17 protein-coding genes are annotated in these 17,960 nt (G+C 28.8%); 4 read left to right on the top strand and 13 right to left on the bottom strand.

Annotated features, from left to right (window positions below; genetic code table 11):
- Position 1: 1 nt before the first annotated feature.
- The 5 genes from ACYEKI_RS08630 to ACYEKI_RS08610 are packed head-to-tail and all read right to left on the bottom strand — an operon-like array spanning position 2 to position 5,508.
- Complete coding sequence (locus ACYEKI_RS08630) at positions 2–1,522, bottom strand: B12-binding domain-containing radical SAM protein (protein ID WP_459210778.1); 1,521 nt, start codon at positions 1,520–1,522, stop codon at positions 2–4.
- Positions 1,497–2,471, bottom strand: a complete 975-nt coding sequence (locus ACYEKI_RS08625; RefSeq protein ID WP_459210777.1) for a hypothetical protein — start codon at positions 2,469–2,471, stop codon at positions 1,497–1,499. The genes ACYEKI_RS08630 and ACYEKI_RS08625 overlap by 26 nt, the downstream gene beginning before the upstream one ends.
- Positions 2,468–3,346, bottom strand: a complete 879-nt coding sequence (locus ACYEKI_RS08620) for a class I SAM-dependent methyltransferase (RefSeq protein WP_459210776.1) — start codon at positions 3,344–3,346, stop codon at positions 2,468–2,470. Before ACYEKI_RS08620 ends, ACYEKI_RS08625 begins: the two co-directional genes overlap by 4 nt.
- Entirely contained in the window at positions 3,306–4,469 is a 1,164-nt protein-coding gene (locus ACYEKI_RS08615) for a hypothetical protein (RefSeq protein WP_459210775.1), read from the bottom strand. Before ACYEKI_RS08615 ends, ACYEKI_RS08620 begins: the two co-directional genes overlap by 41 nt.
- A complete protein-coding gene (locus tag ACYEKI_RS08610; protein ID WP_459210774.1) occupies positions 4,462–5,508 on the bottom strand; it encodes a glycosyltransferase in 1,047 nt (348 codons plus the stop codon). The genes ACYEKI_RS08615 and ACYEKI_RS08610 overlap by 8 nt, the downstream gene beginning before the upstream one ends.
- Positions 5,509–5,577: 69 nt before the next feature.
- On the opposite strand from ACYEKI_RS08610, the gene ACYEKI_RS08605 reads away from it, so the two are divergent.
- A complete protein-coding gene (locus ACYEKI_RS08605; RefSeq protein ID WP_459210773.1) occupies positions 5,578–6,279 on the top strand; it encodes a hypothetical protein in 702 nt (233 codons plus the stop codon).
- 19 nt (positions 6,280–6,298) lie between these two features.
- On the opposite strand, the gene ACYEKI_RS08600 is transcribed toward ACYEKI_RS08605, so the two are convergent.
- Genes ACYEKI_RS08600 through ACYEKI_RS08590 form a run of 3 tightly spaced genes read right to left on the bottom strand, consistent with a single transcriptional unit; the run spans position 6,299 to position 9,657 of the window.
- The gene (locus tag ACYEKI_RS08600) at positions 6,299–7,234 is read right to left on the bottom strand and encodes a GNAT family N-acetyltransferase (protein WP_459210772.1); all 936 of its coding nucleotides are present in this window, start codon (positions 7,232–7,234) and stop codon (positions 6,299–6,301) included.
- A 4-nt stretch (positions 7,235–7,238) separates the two neighbouring features.
- Entirely contained in the window at positions 7,239–8,222 is a 984-nt protein-coding gene (locus tag ACYEKI_RS08595; protein WP_459210771.1) for a polysaccharide deacetylase family protein, read from the bottom strand.
- A 7-nt stretch (positions 8,223–8,229) separates the two neighbouring features.
- Positions 8,230–9,657, bottom strand: coding sequence for a hypothetical protein (locus tag ACYEKI_RS08590; protein ID WP_459210770.1), 1,428 nt, complete (start codon positions 9,655–9,657; stop codon positions 8,230–8,232).
- 95 nt (positions 9,658–9,752) lie between these two features.
- Between ACYEKI_RS08590 and ACYEKI_RS08585 the strand changes: the two genes are divergently transcribed.
- Complete coding sequence (locus ACYEKI_RS08585; protein ID WP_459210769.1) at positions 9,753–10,475, top strand: class I SAM-dependent methyltransferase; 723 nt, start codon at positions 9,753–9,755, stop codon at positions 10,473–10,475.
- 61 nt (positions 10,476–10,536) lie between these two features.
- Complete coding sequence (locus ACYEKI_RS08580) at positions 10,537–11,940, top strand: B12-binding domain-containing radical SAM protein (protein ID WP_459210768.1); 1,404 nt, start codon at positions 10,537–10,539, stop codon at positions 11,938–11,940.
- 7 nt (positions 11,941–11,947) lie between these two features.
- On the opposite strand, the gene ACYEKI_RS08575 is transcribed toward ACYEKI_RS08580, so the two are convergent.
- Genes ACYEKI_RS08575 through ACYEKI_RS08555 form a run of 5 tightly spaced genes read right to left on the bottom strand, consistent with a single transcriptional unit; the run spans position 11,948 to position 17,223 of the window.
- Positions 11,948–12,709 (bottom strand): class I SAM-dependent methyltransferase, encoded by a 762-nt coding sequence (locus ACYEKI_RS08575; protein WP_459210767.1) that lies wholly within the window; start codon positions 12,707–12,709, stop codon positions 11,948–11,950.
- On the bottom strand, positions 12,706–14,091 hold the full coding sequence (locus ACYEKI_RS08570; RefSeq protein WP_459210766.1) for a B12-binding domain-containing radical SAM protein: 1,386 nt from the start codon (positions 14,089–14,091) through the stop codon (positions 12,706–12,708). The genes ACYEKI_RS08575 and ACYEKI_RS08570 overlap by 4 nt, the downstream gene beginning before the upstream one ends.
- Positions 14,088–14,870 carry a class I SAM-dependent methyltransferase gene (locus ACYEKI_RS08565; protein ID WP_459210765.1) on the bottom strand — a complete coding sequence of 261 codons (783 nt, stop codon included), beginning with the start codon at positions 14,868–14,870 and terminating at the stop codon, positions 14,088–14,090. The genes ACYEKI_RS08570 and ACYEKI_RS08565 overlap by 4 nt, the downstream gene beginning before the upstream one ends.
- Complete coding sequence (locus ACYEKI_RS08560) at positions 14,863–16,332, bottom strand: B12-binding domain-containing radical SAM protein (RefSeq protein ID WP_459210764.1); 1,470 nt, start codon at positions 16,330–16,332, stop codon at positions 14,863–14,865. Before ACYEKI_RS08560 ends, ACYEKI_RS08565 begins: the two co-directional genes overlap by 8 nt.
- Before the next feature lie 9 nt (positions 16,333–16,341).
- Positions 16,342–17,223 carry a nucleotidyltransferase domain-containing protein gene (locus ACYEKI_RS08555; RefSeq protein ID WP_459210763.1) on the bottom strand — a complete coding sequence of 294 codons (882 nt, stop codon included), beginning with the start codon at positions 17,221–17,223 and terminating at the stop codon, positions 16,342–16,344.
- A 248-nt stretch (positions 17,224–17,471) separates the two neighbouring features.
- Here ACYEKI_RS08555 and ACYEKI_RS08550 point away from each other — a divergent pair, with 248 nt between their 5' ends.
- Positions 17,472–17,957 carry a T9SS type A sorting domain-containing protein gene (locus ACYEKI_RS08550; RefSeq protein WP_459210762.1) on the top strand — a complete coding sequence of 162 codons (486 nt, stop codon included), beginning with the start codon at positions 17,472–17,474 and terminating at the stop codon, positions 17,955–17,957.
- The last annotated feature ends 3 nt before the right edge of the window (positions 17,958–17,960 follow it).

The raw sequence follows: 17,960 nt of genomic DNA, 5'->3' as shown, positions 1-17,960 counted from the left end.
TTTATTCAGAATAAAAACCTTGTATTTCGGGTTGGCGATATTTCCATAATTTATGTAATGCTTTGATTTCGTATGGAAATTGATAAATACCATATTTAAAACGATAACCAGAAAATAATTTTAAAATTTTCTTTTTATAGCCTTTGATTCTAAAATCTGAAGCAGTAGGATAATAACCATTAAGCACCGTTTCAAAATTCTTAATGGTGTCAATCATTTTAGGAGTCAACCACGGGGTTAAAGGATTTTTTCGTAGATCAAAATTCTCCCAACTAGGAGCGATCCATTCTTCTAAAGTTTGAGGGAAAGAAAAACCAGCATCTATAATTTGTTGATATAATTCAGACCCTTCAGTTGGTACAGGACTGTAGAGATAGATAATGATCTCTGCATCGGGATTGATAGCTTTAATTTTTTTAATGAAATTGATATCCCAAAGAATCTGTTTATAGACTTTGGCTTCATTTTCTCCAGGAAGCCCTAAAACAAAAGAGAGTTCGGGAACAATATTGACGTTTTTCATACGTAGAACAAACTCTTCGATCATTTTTCCCGTTTGAGTCCCACCCTTATTCATTTGTTTAAGCACTTCGTCATTTCCAGTTTCGGCTCCCAAAAAAATCATAGAGCATCCAGCTTTTTGCATTAGGCGTAATTCGTCGTCACTATATTTATTAATAGTATCGATACGACCTTCTCCCCACCATTTGATATTATCGTGTTGAACAAGTGCTGCAAATTCTAAAACCCGTTTTTTTGAGGTAAAGAAATTATTATCATGAAACTCAATAGCATCTATACCATAAGATTCCTTAAAGAAGCGTACATCTTTATATATAGAATGAGCAGATTTACCTTTCCACCTAGCGTTATAAATAGGTACTACAGCACAAAACGAACAGGTAAAAGGACATCCCATACTAGAATGATACGCAAGCGTTTTTTTGCCCATAAAGGTCCTTGCAAGATAATTTTCTAATGGATAAAAAGAATCTAAATATTTATAAGGTAATCTAGGTAAAGCATCTTGATCTAATAAGGCTTCTTTTGTAGTTTGTATGATTTTACCTTTCTCATTTTTAAAAATTAGATTACGAATAAGTATTAATTGATCATATTGTTGTTGCTCTAATGCGTCGAGTAATTTAGGAAATGTATGATCTCCAGGACCATTAACAATATAATCTACATAACCAGAATTAAGAGAGACCTTATATTGGTTAGAAGCAAAATAACCACCCCAGATAGTAATACAATCTGGAAAGAGTTCTTTTATTTGTTTAGTAAACGGTATAGCTTGTTTTAATTGAGGACCTGGCATTACTGTAGAACAAAAATATTTGAATGTTCCAGTTTTAAAGTAAGACACAATAGTTTGCCAGGGATCATTTTCTAGATTACCATCCACAAAAACATAATCATAAACCCCATGTATAGCCGCTCCTACTTGCAGAATAGAATTAGGAATTCTATGCTTAGCATTTGCACTTCGAGGATTAAAAATGAGGATTTTTTGCTTCAACTTCAAAATTTTGTTTTAGATTAAAAATAGCAATAGGTAAAAGTATGATGATCAAGGGTAAAAATAAGCGTAACTCAATAATTGACCCCATTACATAATGAATAATCATAAATGGTATAGAAGTCAGTATAAGTACTTTTACTTGTGAAATTTTTGATTTTAAGTTCTTGAAAGAAAGATATAATATAGGAAATAATAATACTAATAAATGCAAATTAAATTTTAAAGCCGTTGTAAAATATTTTAGATTCAATCCAGGGAAATTCGTTTTTAAATTATGAAAATCGGGATAATTATTTTGCTCTATATTAATTAAAAAACGAATAGAAAAATATACTAAGAAGCTACTAATATTAATGAATAAAAAAGGTATATATTTTTTGTCTTTAATCAAAATGTAAGAATATGGAAGAATTAAAATAATAGGAACTTCTCTATTCACAATACTTAAGGAGAGAATACTTCCAAATAAAAACCATTTCTCTTTTTTTGCTAATATCAACAAGATAATGATAAAAAGAGCATTAAGAATGTCTTGTGTTTCAATAATAATTATGCCTAATACTTGAGATTGTATAATTGTTATATAAAAAGAAAGTATAATACTAGTCAAAAAAGATAGAAATGGAGAAAGATATTGCTTGCTATATTTTGTGAACAAGAATAAAACAAAATATAGAAAAATGATATTAAGTAAGAAAGCAATGTTTATAGGAGAGATATTTGTATAAGAAGATAATATTTTAATGAGATAAGGAGTTAATATACGATAAGAATAAGGTTCACCAATGCTTTGATTTAAAATACCATCATACATAAGATAAAAACCATTTTCTATGTAATTAGTTCCAATTCGTTGATCTAATGATAATGGATTTCTATCAATGAGAGCAATTAATATTGCTAGACAAACAAAAGTTAAATGTTGGATTGAATTTTGATTTTTCAAAACTGTTTTTTATTTGATAAGTTCTTATCGAAAATAGCATAAAGATAATCTACTTGAGTAATTCCAATTTTTGATAAAAGGGATTTTATAAAGAAGTTTTTATATCTCTTGATCATGAATTGATGATCTTTTAATAAAGATAAATCTTTTTTATCAGTATATCCTTTAAAAGGAACTAAAAATAAAGAAGTTCCATATTCTTTTTTGAAAACTTCATCACTCTTTTTTAGATGATTGATAATAGGCTTTGGATTTTTAACGATGCTTAATCCTGTAATAATTATTTTACCTTGAGGGGATAATATTTTTTTTAAAGCTGTGAGTTGTGTTGGTATATCTGGGAAATAAGGAAAGCAACGATTGACTATAATAACATCAAAAGTGGATTGAAAAATTGAAAAATCATAAGTTGGTGCTTGAATAGCAAGGAATTTATGAGTGTAATATTGTACGGTTTCTAAACCATCAAATGGAGCCGTGAAATAGTCCATTGCTGTAACATTATAACCTTCTTTTGATAAATTATGAGAAAGCCATCCGTTCCATGCACCAATATCAAGAATAGAAATATTTTTTTCTTTTTTAGAGATTGAAGCTAAAATTAATTTTAAATCTATTGCACGAAGTTTCCATAAATGTTTGTCAAACTTAACAAAAGGAAGTTCATTAACATTGTTAGAATTTATAGGATTGAAAGTTTTGGATCTATAATCGGCAAATTTTTTTAAGTAAGAATCAAGATCAGTTTTGCTTTTAGGTGGTAATAAATGATAAACTCCATTTTTAGATTCAAATGTATGATTATTAATACAGTTTATATGAGTTGGATGTATACTAGTTTTTTGATGACATATAGGACATTGGATTTTTATCATGTGTTTTATAAATAATTAGAAGCACCCATTGTATAATACAATTACTTATTAATATTCCTATAAATTGATAAGTATTAATGAGTAACAATATTAGAATAAAATTAAGTATAGCTGCTGAGAAATTGAAGATAATGATTTTTTTTTCTTGTTTGATTTTGTAATATTCATAAATATCTATAATGTAAAAAAACGATGGTAATGTCATGGTACCACCTAAAATATAAGCAGTCAGAGAGATTTCAAGGTGAATAATATATTCTAATACTAACCAAATAATGAAAGTACCTATACCTACAAGAGGTAATGCAATATAGTTTAATAAGAATTTAAGTTTTATGGTACTATTTTTTGGCAATCGATAAATATGTTTTGTAAAAGGAACAACTACAAGAGCAGATATCGCTTGAAGCATTAAGAAAGCAGTTATTAATAACTGATATTCAGATAATCTCGCTTTAGGTAAATAATAAGAAGCTATATAAATATCAATTTTAGAAAGTAACCAACCACTAAATCCTAAAAGAAAGAAATATAAACTACTATATAGATCTTTTATAGAAAAATGAAACGTAATAGGAGTTTTCCACAATTTAAGTTGATAGATTAAATAACAGAGCTTGATTGTAAAGGCTAAACAATATACTAATAATACTGAACTGAGTTTAAAAGAGGGAGCGTATATAATATACACCAGAACAATAAGAAACCCTAAACTCTCTGCTATGAGTTGAGAAAAGAAAGCCTGATGATAAACAACTAAGCTATCTAGAGATTGATAACAATAAAATAGTATTAATAAGAAAAAACTCAAGAAAGAAATTGTAGGAGGAAAAAAAAAGAATAGTATAGGAGCAAGAATTAAGAATATGCTTCTACTGAAAAAATTTAGATAAAAATCATTATATATTGTAGATGGAGAAGTGCTAAATTTTCTAATCAAGAATTCTTTATTTCCCCATCCAGCAATAAAACTTAAAAAGAAGATCCATAAGAGCATATTAATCAAGGTACCCCAATCTTCTTTACCAAATTGAGAAATTCCTATAGCTATAGTTATAAAATTAAAAATAGGATTAGCAAATCCACGAATTGTATTTATAACTATAGTGAATATCTTATGCATTATAAATTTTTAAATAAGAATTGATGGTATTATTCATTGAAGATAATAAAAATCGTTTTTTAGTAATAGAAGACGATAATAGATAATGACAAGTGTTAAGCATTTCTTGTGAGGTATGATGTATATTCCATTGAGGAATCTTTTGTGAACAACCAACAGGAAATGATACAATATGCATCCCAGAATATAAAGCTTCAATAAATACAAAGCCAAAGGATTCATAAGAACTAGTATGTAAAAGAATGCGAGATTGAGCCATCTTTTGTAGTACTATATCTCGAGATAATTTTCCTAATAGCTGCACATGATTTTGTAAATGATATGTACGAATCAAAAACTCAATAGAAGGTTTTTCTATGCCATCCCCAATAAGTTCAACTTTTAAATTAGGAAAAGAGGGAACAAGCTTAGCGATAAGTTGTATAAAAAGGGTATAGTTTTTAATTTTATTTAAGGAACCTACTCCCAGAATATCAATTGTATTTTGTTGTAAATTAGGGAAATTTGAGATTTCGATTCCCCAAGGAATAATTTTAGAAGATAAAGAATGATGCTTTAATAATGTTTCGTGATGTTTTTCTGATAATGTAACAATAGTTGTGTGTTTATTATTTAAAAGTTTATGAAACCATGTATTTGAATAGGCGTCTTGTCCCATAACAGTAACAAGATGAGGTATGTTTTTTTTGAAAGCGAAAAAATTACCAATTAAAGAACACTCTCCTATCCAAAAACTATGTAGAAAAGTAATAGGATTTTCTTTATGTACTTTTTTGAGTAATTTATACGCTTTAGCCCAAGTCCATATTTTTTTATAGCGCTTATTTTTGCCATTAAGAGGAATAACATGTATATCATTCCAAATATAATTATGAGTTATAAATGGAAACTGAAATGTAATAAGAGTCATTTTTGTAAGAGGCAAGACTTTTTTTATTCTTTTTAAGAATACCTGTAGAGCAGGAATAGTAGTAGAATCAGCCTCTGAAGACGGAAAACCTGGGGTTAAAAAAACAATATGTTGATTAGAGTCCTTCAAAGGTTTTTTTAGTGTAAGATATGTTTTTTTTATATATTTGAGTATCAATTTTATAAAACGAAACAGGTTATGAGAAAACTTTCTTTTCTGTGCATAATACTATTATTATGTGCTAATTCTTTCGCACAACACAATTATGATAATCAAGGCGTAATCTATTCTCATGGTAATAATGCAGTAACAATAGGTAATGCTTCAATTTCTGGTAATTATGATTCTCAACAATCTATATTGGAAATTTTAAATAGTGGAGGAGGTTTTTTATCTATAGGAAGAACAAACAATGTATTAAACAAGATTTTTATTGGAGCAACACAATACGGAAATAGTTTATCGTTTGATAAGAATACTAAATTTTCTTTTTTTGGAGGAGGTGATTTAATGACATTAAGAGGTATAGGTTTAGACGGAGGAATAGTTACTATTGGGACCAATGAAACGCCATCAGGGTATAAATTAGCTATAGGTGGTAAAGTGATAGCTGAAGAAATGAAAGTTCAATTACAAAGTGCTTGGCCAGATTATGTTTTTGATAAAAATTATAATTTATGGACGATACAAGAAGTAGATACTTATATTAAAGAACATGGGCATTTGCATAATATTCCATCGGCAACAGAAGTGAAAAATGAAGGTATTCAGTTAGGGGAAATGAACGCAAAATTATTGCAAAAAATAGAAGAACTTACACTATATATAATACAACAACAGGAAGAAATTAAAGATCTACAAAAATCAGTATTAGAATTAAAGCAGGATAGGGAAAAATAATTTTTTGACCTCTATTAAATTAAAAAGTATCGAGATCTCCAAAAGTGAGTTTCAATTTTTCTAATGGAAATTTTGAAGAGAAATTTTTGAAACCAACAATCCATGATTCAAAATAATCATCGGATTGTTCTTGTAATAGGTCTGTAGTTAGAGTGTTCGGAGAGGATTGGAAAATAAGTTCTCCAATACCATTATCTGAAGCAAGTTTTTTTAATTTTTCTAAAGCATTATTAAAAGCTGCTTTAGAAGGAGTTTCTATATCACCAATTAATAAGCCGTTTTTGATTTTGATCCAAAATAGTACATCATCTATTTTAATAGTAAAATTTTCAGAAAAAGATTTATAAGTATAATAATGAGTATTACGACAAGTCGTAACAATATCATTTTTAGAATTAAGCACACTTCCTTGAATATAAGAAGGTACACGATATTTTTCAAAAGCTTTTTTTATTCTATTAATATAAAATTGATTTGTAAACTTAAATTTACGAACCATTTTTTCTAATGGAATAATAGCGGTTTTAATTTTATATCCTTGCATACGTTCAACATAATTCCAATGAAGTTTATTAATATAACCATATTCAGAATTTTGGTTAGGGAAACCCCATACAAATGAAATACCATCATCTTGTAGTTGTTGATCTGTAAGTTGTCCTAATTTAGTAAATAATCCTTTACCTGTATAAGTAGGTAAAGTCATAGCATCTCCATATTGAGCTGCAATTTCATGACGCCCTTGATATTCCATTAATACAGGAATAGCACCATGAAAAGCAATAGGACGTTTGTCGTGATAAGCAAGATGACCATAGTAACTTTTACCAAGATAAGAAGTGTCAAATTTCTTTAAAATAAAATCTAATGAATAAGTATTTCCAAAGACAAATTCGTATAGATAAAGTAAATCTTTAATGTTTTTATGAGATAGTGGAGCAATAGAATAATTCATAGTCTTAAAAATAAGAACCTTTTAGTAAACAAACAAGTTGATATTCTAAGGAAATATAGGGGTTGATAACAAAACGATTTCTTAATGTAACATCTGTGCTGTCTTTTTGAGAAGTGTAATCAACCAAAAGAATTTTGTCAAAATTATTCTTTTTACAAAGATCAATTAGCTCTTGATTGTAATATCCAAAAGGGAAAGCAAATTCAGTTATAGTAGTATCGCAATATGTTTCGAGTAAAGATTTACTAGTTGTGATTTCTGAAATAGCCTCATCTACTGTAATTGAAGCTAAATTAGCATGAGTATGTGCATGAGAACCAATAGTAAAAAGAGGATCAGTTGCAATTTCTTTAATGTGATGAGGATGCATTAATTCCCAATAATCGGATAATGAATCTTTGATATCCATCCAATCTGTTTCAAAAAGATTAAAAAGAAGTTGAATCTGAGTAAATGATAAATTTTTACACTGAGTTTTTAAAGAGATACCATGATGTATAAATTCATTTTTTTTGTTTTTTAAGTATAAACTACCATTAAATAAAATTTCTTTTTTAGTAGTATAAAAAGAAACTAAATCAATAAAATCAGGCCATAAAAAAGAATAATCATTATGTATAGTAGTAATATAGAACGATGCAGGAGCATTATATTTTTTTAGAATAGGAATAGCGTATTTATAATTATTTAAATAGCCATCATCAAATGTTAGGGCAATATTTAAAGTATCTTTTTTGAATTTTTTTTGATAATAATCTTCTATAGAAATCACATTAAAATGTGTTGTTATGTATTGTATAAAAGCTTCAAAATATGCAGTGGAAACAAATCGACTATTATAGCATGTTTCACCTTTTAAATCAACTCCATGAAAAACCAAGATGCGCTCACCGTAACGATTTTTTAAAAGGTATTTCTTAAAACCTATATGCAATAATAATATTTTGTATATAAGCGTTAATCTATATTTGAATTTAGTCCATAACATGAGTAAATTATTTTTGAGATACGATTTGATATAATTTCCAACCTTCAGGGCCATCACCTATCGTTTTGAATTCTAGATGATCTTGGATATAATTCCAGTTAATCATTGGATTTTTATTTCGCCATTGTTGTTTAAATTTGGTTGGATGAAATAAGATTAGATCTCCAGTATTGAAATGTGTATAAGTATCAGTATACATATTTTGATAATCAAATTGTAAACCTCTTCCTTGTAAGGCAATATCAATATCAAAACTATACAAGGTATTATTTTGATAAGGACTCATTAGCACTACCATTTCTTTTTCAAAAGTCACTCTATGTAATAAGGGTTTTAACGAAATATAATTAAGACCTAATTGAATTATTATAAAACCTGTAAATAATAAATAACGGTAACGAGTTATAATGGATATGGAGAGTATTCTTAAAAAAGCGGGATAAAGTGCAACGAGAATTAAAGGGAATGATAAAAGTAAAAAACGTTTGTTTTGAGCAGAAATACAGCCTATAAATACTGCATAGGTAATGATTGAAATTATGATGATAAGAGAGAAATTATTTTTAAAATCTTTTTTACGTATAAATAATAAAAGAACGCTACCAAAAAACAAATAAATAGGATGTATAATATTAAATGTAATGTAAATTAAATTGGGGAATTTATTCGTTTGTATTCCATCATTATTGATAAAAGAGGAAGAAAATAAGTTTTTAATATTAGATTTTGTAATACCATCATGTCCAAGAAATGAGAGCGGATCAGTAGATCGAATCCATAGATGAGGACTAATCAATAATAAAGAAAAGAGTATAATGGGAATTAAGTGAACTAAGTGAGAACGATGCCTAAATAAGGTATAAAGTACAGTAAGAAATAAAGGAAATAATACTACTCCAGAAACGTAGCGGGTCATAAGTGCTGCTACAGCAAAAAAAGAAGTAAAGTATAAATGTTTGACACCTATATTTTTGATATAGAAAATACCATGGTAAAAAGATAAGGTAATAAAACAAGTAGCAAGCAGATCACTCATTATACTCGTTCCAATTTTTGTGATAGAAGGAGAAAGTATAAAAAATAGTATGATATAAATATAAGAATAGTGCTCCTTCTTATATAACAAGGCAAATATCTTTTTTATATAAACTGCCGTAATACCAATTGAAGAAATACTTAACAATTGTAAAATAAGAATTTCATGACCTGTAATAAAACTAATTAGGCTTCCTATAAGAGGATAATATAGAGGCCAAAAATAATCACCAGGATGAATACCTTCATGATAAAAAGTTAATAAAGCTCTTGTATATCTTAGATATTCATAGGCATCTTGTCCATATAAACCATCAAAACCAATAGCTCTAATAATGATAAAAAGGAGAATAGAAAGAATAATAAAAATAGAATCTGAGTAAAGTATTTTTTTTATCATTAAAGAAATTCTTAATAGTGCTAAAAAACTTATAACTAATTGTTCTTGAAAATAATAAATTATTAGGAAATTAGAGATATGAAAAAGAAGAAGTAATGAGTTTTAAAAAACTAGTAAGAAAAGTATTTCCGTTAGATAGTGTTGATTTATATCGAAAAATAAAAAGTAATGTACTTTTTAAAAGTGAGCAGAAAGAAGCAGTAAAAAACATTTTTACAACTATTTATAATACCGAATATTGGAAAAATAAGGAGAGTGTTTCGGGGCCAGGTTCTTCAATTGAGCAAACAAAACAAGTTCGATTAGGGATTCAAGATTTTGTAATTCAAAATAAAATTAAAAAGATATTAGACATTCCTTGTGGAGATTATCACTGGATGAAACATACGATATTAGAAGATGTAGAATATATAGGTGCAGACATTGTAAGTGAGTTGATAGCTAAAAATAATGAAGACTATAAAGATGATAAAGTTGCTTTTGTAGAGAAAAATTTATTGAGTGATGAGTTACCTGCTTCAGGTTTGATTATATGTAGAGATTGCCTGGTCCATTTCTCTTATAAGGACATTAAAGAAGCTATTTTAAATCTCAAAAAATCATCAGCGACATATGTGTTACTAACTACATTTAGAGAACATAAATTTAATTATGATATAAAAACAGGAGAATGGAGACCAATTAATCTCGAAAAATCACCTTTTAATTTTCCAAAACCGATACTATATATTGAAGAGTATTGCGAGCAAAGGTTTGCAAAAGAGTTTAAGAAGAAGTCATTAGGTGTATGGAAGCTAAGCGATATAAATGAAAAATAATAGTAAGATGTAATGCTAAATAATTATTTTTAAGAGATATAAGTATAGTGTGAGAAAAAAAGTGATATTATATAATCCTAAAGCTGTATTTTTTGATATGCCACTAGCATTATTAGCTATAGGTTCAGTTTTAGATTTCAATAAATATGAGGTGATTATTGTTGATGGTCGATTAGTAGACCATCCTATTAAAGAAATTAAAAAACATCTAGATCAAGCAATTTGTGTAGGTATGACAGTACTTACAGGAAGTCCTATAAAAGATGCATTGGCAATAACAAATGAGATTAAAAATAACAATAAAGAAATTCCGATAATTTGGGGAGGATGGCATACTTCGTTATTTCCTAAACAAACATTAATAGATGAACCTAATGTAGATATTACAGTTCAAGGACAAGGAGAACAAACTTTTAAGGAATTAGTAGATACATTAGATAAAAAAGGAGACTTAAAAAATATCAAAGGGATTTGTTATAGAGATACTAATAACGAAATCATCAAAAATGCACCTCGTACTATAATAGCAATGGACACTTTTGCTGATATAAATTATGAGTTGATAGACGTTGAAGCTTATTTTGAAAAAAAAGGTAACCGTCAACTAGATTACATATCATCTACAGGGTGTTATTTTCGATGTAGTTTTTGTGCAGATCCATTTGTATATAACAGAAAATGGACTGCGATTTCACCAGAAGTAATGGTGAATAAACTAGAAAACCTGTATCATAAATATAAGTTTACAGATTTAAACCTTCAAGATGAGACTTATTTTACTTATAGAGATCGAGTTATCGAAATTGCAGAATTGATCATCAAAAAGAAATTGAAGTTTAGTTGGGCAGCAACGATGAGAGCTGATCAGGGGTCAAGAATGAGCTTGGATGATTTTAAAACTTGTGCAGCGTCGGGATTACGAAGGTTATTGATAGGAGTAGAAAGTGGTTCTCAAGAGATGATGGATTGGTTAAAAAAGGACATAAAAATAGAACAGGTGTATCTATGCGCAGAACGATGTAAACAATTAGGGATTTCTGTAATATTTCCTTTTATCGTAGGTTTTCCTGAAGAAACTGCAAAGAGTATTGAAGGTACTGTAAAAGTGGCTAAAGAACTCAATAGTATGCACCCAGATTTTTCAACACCAATCTTTTATTTTAAACCTTATCCAGGTTCAAAAATAACCGAGGATGTTTTAAAGAAAGGATATGTGTTACCTCAAACAACCCAAGAGTGGTCTGATTTTGATTATGTGGGATCATCTGGACCATGGGTAAGCCAAGAGAAATATGCTTTCTTTGAGAAATTCAAGTTTTATTTAAAATTAGCTTATACAAAGCAAAAAATCATTTATAAGCCCATTCAGGTTTTAGCTCAATGGAGGTGCAAAAATAATATGTTTAAATTTTCATTTGAAAAGAGACTTATAGATCTGTTTTTGACTAAACAAGAATTATCTTAAATAGAATTCAATTTTTATAGCACAGCCACATAAATGGACTATCTTTTTTACCCCATAATTTATTGATAACACTTCTTTGAGGTTTGTATAATATTTCAAAATCTTTGATAGATGCATAAGAATGGTGAAAATAATATGTAGCCATTTCAGGATAACCTAACTGACTATAATATTCATGAGTTCGTTCTTTAGCAGCAGCTAGATCTTTTTGAAGATAAAAAGGACTATCAATGATATGAATTTCACCATGAGGTTTTAAAAAAGACTTTAGTGTAGCAAATAAGTGATCAAAATCAGAAAAATACTGAACACAAGCATTAAGTGTTATACAATCAAATTGACCTTCAAAGGCATTGAGATTAAAAATATCTCCATAAGCATAGTTGAGGTTTTGTCGATTAAATATTTTTGATGCTTGAAAAAGTTCATCTGTATTAACATCAAGCCCAATAACATGAGATAAAGGAGAAGCTTTTGCTAATAAGTGTGAAAACCAGCCATTACCACAACCGATATCCAAAATAGATAATGGAGCTTTTTTACTTTTTAAATAATCGATAAACCGTGAAGTAGATTTTTGTCTTAATTTCCACTCAGCAGCATTTGGAGAAAGTGCATCCAGGTACGGTAAAGACTGTATTTGTGCTACAGTAAGAATACGTTGTTCTTTTGTTCGCACAGCAATATAAAGATCAGAAAAGTCAGATTGAACGGCAGTGAGAAAGTGAACATTATTTTTGACGTATAAACTATTTAGGTGCATTATCATTTATAGAGTTTCATTCCAGTATAAGCTAGAATAGATTTAGTTTTTAATTTAAAAGATTGCCAGAGATTTTTATGTTGACCTTTAAGTAGTTCTTTATGAAAATTCACTTCGTTTACAATACGTTTTACAGCATAAGTATAAAATTTACGGTTATAAGTACGTTTAAAGTCAATATCACGATCTGTAGAAGTTTCCCAATTAGGTTGTACCGTAATTTGATCTTGAATTTCGCTATATAAAGAAGTACCTTTTATAGGATATGCAATTGTAATTGTAAAATGAGTGGGATTGGCAGCTTTAAGATATGTAATCGTATCTTTGATGTCTTTTTCGTCTTCTCCTGGGTAACCTACCATAATAAAAGTTCCAGTTTCCATACCAAGCATATTGGTTTTTTGGATAGCACTTTTAACTACATCAACATCCACACGCCTATCCATTGCATCTATAATTTTCTGAGAACCACTTTCGGCTCCTATCCAAATCCTAAAACAACCAATTTCTTTAAGAAGTTGTAAAACTTCATCATTTAAACGTTCTGCTCTAGTGATACATTCAAAAGGAATTATGGCATCTTGTTTAATTACTTCACGATGAAAGTTTTTTAACCACTTATGACTCACAGTAAAAACATCATCAACAAACCAAATACTGTCTGGTTGATAGGCTTGTTTAAGCATAGCTAATTCTGAAGCAACAAGATGAGCAGGTCGTCTTCTATAACTTTGACCATAAACAGCTGTACTACACCATTTACAAGTATATGGGCAACCACGTTGTGTACTTACCGTCATAGAGCTTTTTCCGTGATATGTTTTCCAAATGTTTAAATATTTATCAATAGGAACAGCTGCTCTATTAGGCAAAGGAAGCGTGGATAAATCTTTAATTTTTGTTCTTGGTGGGGTTTTTATAACCTCTTTATTTTCAATAAAAGCGATACCATTAACGAGATGTAATGATGTATTTTGAACAATGGCAAGATATAACTCTAATGTTGTTTGTTCTCCTTCACCAATTACTAAAACATCAGCTCCAGCATGTAAATAATTCGAAGTATTATAGGTGATATCTGGACCGCCTAATATAATTTTAGGATAGCCATAGCGAGCATCAGATTTTAATATTTTAATGAGTTTAATGACATTAATTTTAGTCATTAAGTTTGTATATATAGCTACAACTTTGGGTTGTTTTTCTGAAATATAAGAAAGTTGCTCCTCTGGACTATAAAACGTAGAATCATAAAGAAAGTTTTCAACTTGATACTGATTCAGATAAGCAGAAATATATAATAACCCTAAAGGAACATACGGTCTCATGATCGATTGTTCTTTGTGATCTTCATAAAGGTGATATGCATGGGTTAATAGTATACTCATTTCTTTTGTAACTCAATTAAAAAGTGATCAGCATATTTAGCCAAAGTTATATGCTTTAGATAGCGATCTAAATTCTTGAAAATATGTAAAAAAGGAGTAGAACTTATAAAAGAAGCCTCTAGATAAGATGGCGGAATAAATAATCCGATAGGTCTGATTTGGTTTATAGTATAACTTTCTTTGGCGAAAGAAATAATATCTTTAGGATTATAATACCAAGTTGGAACTTGTATGCCGTCAACATTTGCTAAAACTGCTTTAGAACTATTCCTACGAATAGCCTTTTGTGATGCTCCTTTTATAAAAAAATAAAAACGTTCCCATAAACAATATTTAGGCATGATCACAAGGATTAACTTACCATTAGGAGATAACAATTTTGAAGCTTTTCGAATAAAAGAATTAAGTTGAGAAGAGTTAAGACAATTTAACCCTCCAAAATTAGAGAATATAAGATCAAATTTATTTGCAAAGGATTGCGCCGAAAGTTGATTAATATCTAGCGTTTTAAATACTAATGAGTTTGGGTGTTTTTTAGCATTAGCTATAGCTATCATTTTCTCAGAAATATCTGTAGCAATAACGTTATGACCTTTTTGAGCAAAATTTATAGCATCTTCACCTGTACCACAATTGAGTTCGAGTATAGAGAGTTTTTGTGATGTTTTAAATATTGATTGTAGATAAGAGTAAACCATATCTCGTTGTGCTTTACCAATTTTAGAATTAGTAAATACATTATCATAATGTAATGCTGCAGTATCAAAATCATTAGACATTAGTATGTTCCATATTTTTAAGTTGAATATTATCTATAAATGCTGAAGGAATGTAATAGCCTAATAAAAATATAGATCTTAACTCGTTTTTATGGATTGATGATGGATGTTTAAATAATTTCTTTAAGTTTTGTAAAGCTTGACTTATACGATACTCTTTATGCACATAACGATGTAGTTTCTTATAAAAGTTAGAGTTGAAGCTACCTTTAAAAAGCATTGCAAGATCATCAGAATCTGTCCAATTTGCTTTTAGTTTTAAGTCATCTTTTACCTTTTCATAAAACTTTGTACCAGGTAAAGGATAAGAAACAGATATCCCAATATTATCAGGAACTAATTCCTTGATCATTTGTATTGTTTTAGCAATATCTTCTTTAGTTTCGTTTAAATAACCAAACTGAATAAAAAAGGCAACATTTATATTTTTCTCTTTTAATAATTTTGTCGCTTCATAAATTTGAGAAACAGAAGTTCCTTTGTCCATAGCGTCGAGAATAGTTTGAGAACCACTTTCTGCACCTACCCAAACTTCTTCAAGACCACTTTCTGCAAGAGCATCTATAGTATCTTCTTTGAGTAAAAGATCTACACGACTTTGAATATAGTACGAAATATCTAGGTTTCTACTCTTTAACTCTTGATTAAACTCTTGTACCCAATTTGGTTTTAAACCAAAAATATCATCACACATCCAGAAGCGATCAACGTTAAAAGTAGTTGTTAAATACTGAATATGATCAGCAATATAAGCAGGAGAATGCGAATTATATCGGTTGCCATAAATAGGCTTTGCACACCAATTACATTTATAAGGGCAACCTCTAGTAGTAGCAAGGTTAAGTGTAAAAGGATGTTTACCTTGTTTCCAAATAGTTTTATAAGAATCAATATCAATTAAATCCCATGCAGGCATTGGTAGTTGATCTAAATCTTGTAATACTGGTCGTTTGGGATTTTGGATTATATCATTGTCTTTTTTGTATACAATACCAGAAATATGTGAAATATCATTATTACTAGATAAGGTATCAATTAGTGTTTTGAGTGTAATCTCACCTTCTCCTTGAATAATAATATCTGCACCAGCATTGAGATATTTATCATAATGATCTGTAGCATCCGAACTAGAAACGATGATATGACAATCTAGTTTTTTTGCTATTTGAATCATTTCAAAAGCAGCTTCTCTCATTGCGGTCAAACACATTTTTGTTAGGTAATTAAAACCGTCATCATATAGTACGAAAAATTTAGGTTTACGTTGTTCTAGATGTGGTTGAACCAAAAATGGATCTTGAATAAGATTAGTGTCAAAAAGATCAACTGCATAACCAGCCTCCTTTAAAAATGAAGCAGCATATAAAGTTCCTAGAGGAGGATATGGCGTTTTATTTTTCCATTGTTTAGGATCAAAAGGATAATAATATGAATGAGAAAAAAGGATATCCAAAGTTTCCATACACAATAATTAATTAATTTTTAATAACACTTTTTCATAACGTTCATCAAGAATATCAATTACCTTTTTTTGATAATTCTGTGGATGGTGTTTAGAAATATTTTTGGTGGATTTCATAGCTACTTTAAAGTTCTTAGCATCTAGATGACTAAATTTTTGTTTCCATTTTCTTAAAGTTAATTTAAGAAGGGAATGATCGATATAATCTCCAATACGATATTGTAACAATTGCTGAAATAATAAAATAGCCCAAGATTTTTTTATGCTTTGTGTTTGTTCAATTCCAACAACATTTTTATTGGTATAAAACGAATTGATCCATCGATTTTTTTTATAAAATTTTTGAAAAGCAATTTGTCCATACATCGGAATCAAAGTGACAACTTCTGTCGCTGTAAATTGATTTTTTTCTTGAATTTCCAGAGCATCTTCACTTACAAAATAATTGACACAGAAATATTTTTTTGAATTAAATAGGAATAGTTTTTTGTATAAGATTAGCAATGTACGAGCAATCCATAAACGATTAGATGAGGTAATGATAAAAAAATCAATATCACCATTTTCATCATAATATCCTTTGGATAAAGAACCAGAAATACCTACAGCTGAAACATAGGGGAATTTGGCTATAAACTTAGAAACTTTTTCAGCTTTATAAAAAATAGCTTTAGCCATTTGATTACCCTTTAATCTGCGATCAATATAAGAAGGTTCATTTTCGCATAAATAGTAATTACCAATTTTAAAAATGACTCCTTCATTAAGATATTCGTCAAGAAATATAGAGGTCTCTTCTATTGATGAAGTGTTAGAATATTCAAAAACCTCTTCAATTAGAAGAGGGTACTTAAATATTGAAAAGTAAAGTAATGTCTTTAACGGATTCAAAAATATGGTGTTGTGTTGATATTCTAAATATACAGAAATGTATGTAAACTACATGACTAAGATGCTATTTAACATTAAATTAAAGTAAAAAAAGAGGCAAAACGTTTTTTAGGTACAGAAAATAAAGAAGTACTAATTATCTTAAAAATAAAAAATCTTTAGACCATATTCTTATTATATTTACCTCGATTAAATAGTTGATATAATGTATTTTATGTTGTGTTGAAACTACTCTAAAACAATAGATTATGATTTTGAAAACACTACGAAGGATCAGTTTTTTATTATTATGGACGTGTTGTATATATTCTTATGCACAACAAAGTACTGTAATAGCAGGAAAAGACATTACAGGTAATGGAGGAACAGTTAGCTTCTCTATTGGACAACAATTTTATTCTCATTTTGAAAGCAATACGGGAAAGATTACAGAAGGATTACAACAATCAATTGAGGTGATTACACTGGATAATCCGGAGTTTACCGCAATTGATTTAAAAGCCGTTGTGTATCCTAATCCTACTGTAGATAAGATAGAACTTACATTAAAAAACTTGGAACTTGATAATATAACATATGCATTATATGATATACAAGGAAGATTTATTGAGAAAGCAAAAGTAGGTCAGCAACAATTACAAATTAATTTACAAAATCAAGGAGCTGGGATATACTTATTGAATGTAAATCAAGGAAATAAAAAATTAAAGTCGTTTAAAATTATCAAAAAATAAAGC

Source organism: Aquimarina rhabdastrellae (assembly GCA_947387485.1).
Lineage (GTDB): Bacteria > Bacteroidota > Bacteroidia > Flavobacteriales > Flavobacteriaceae > Aquimarina.
Note: the sequence above shows the minus strand (reverse complement) of the source record. Positions and strands in the feature narration are given on the sequence as shown.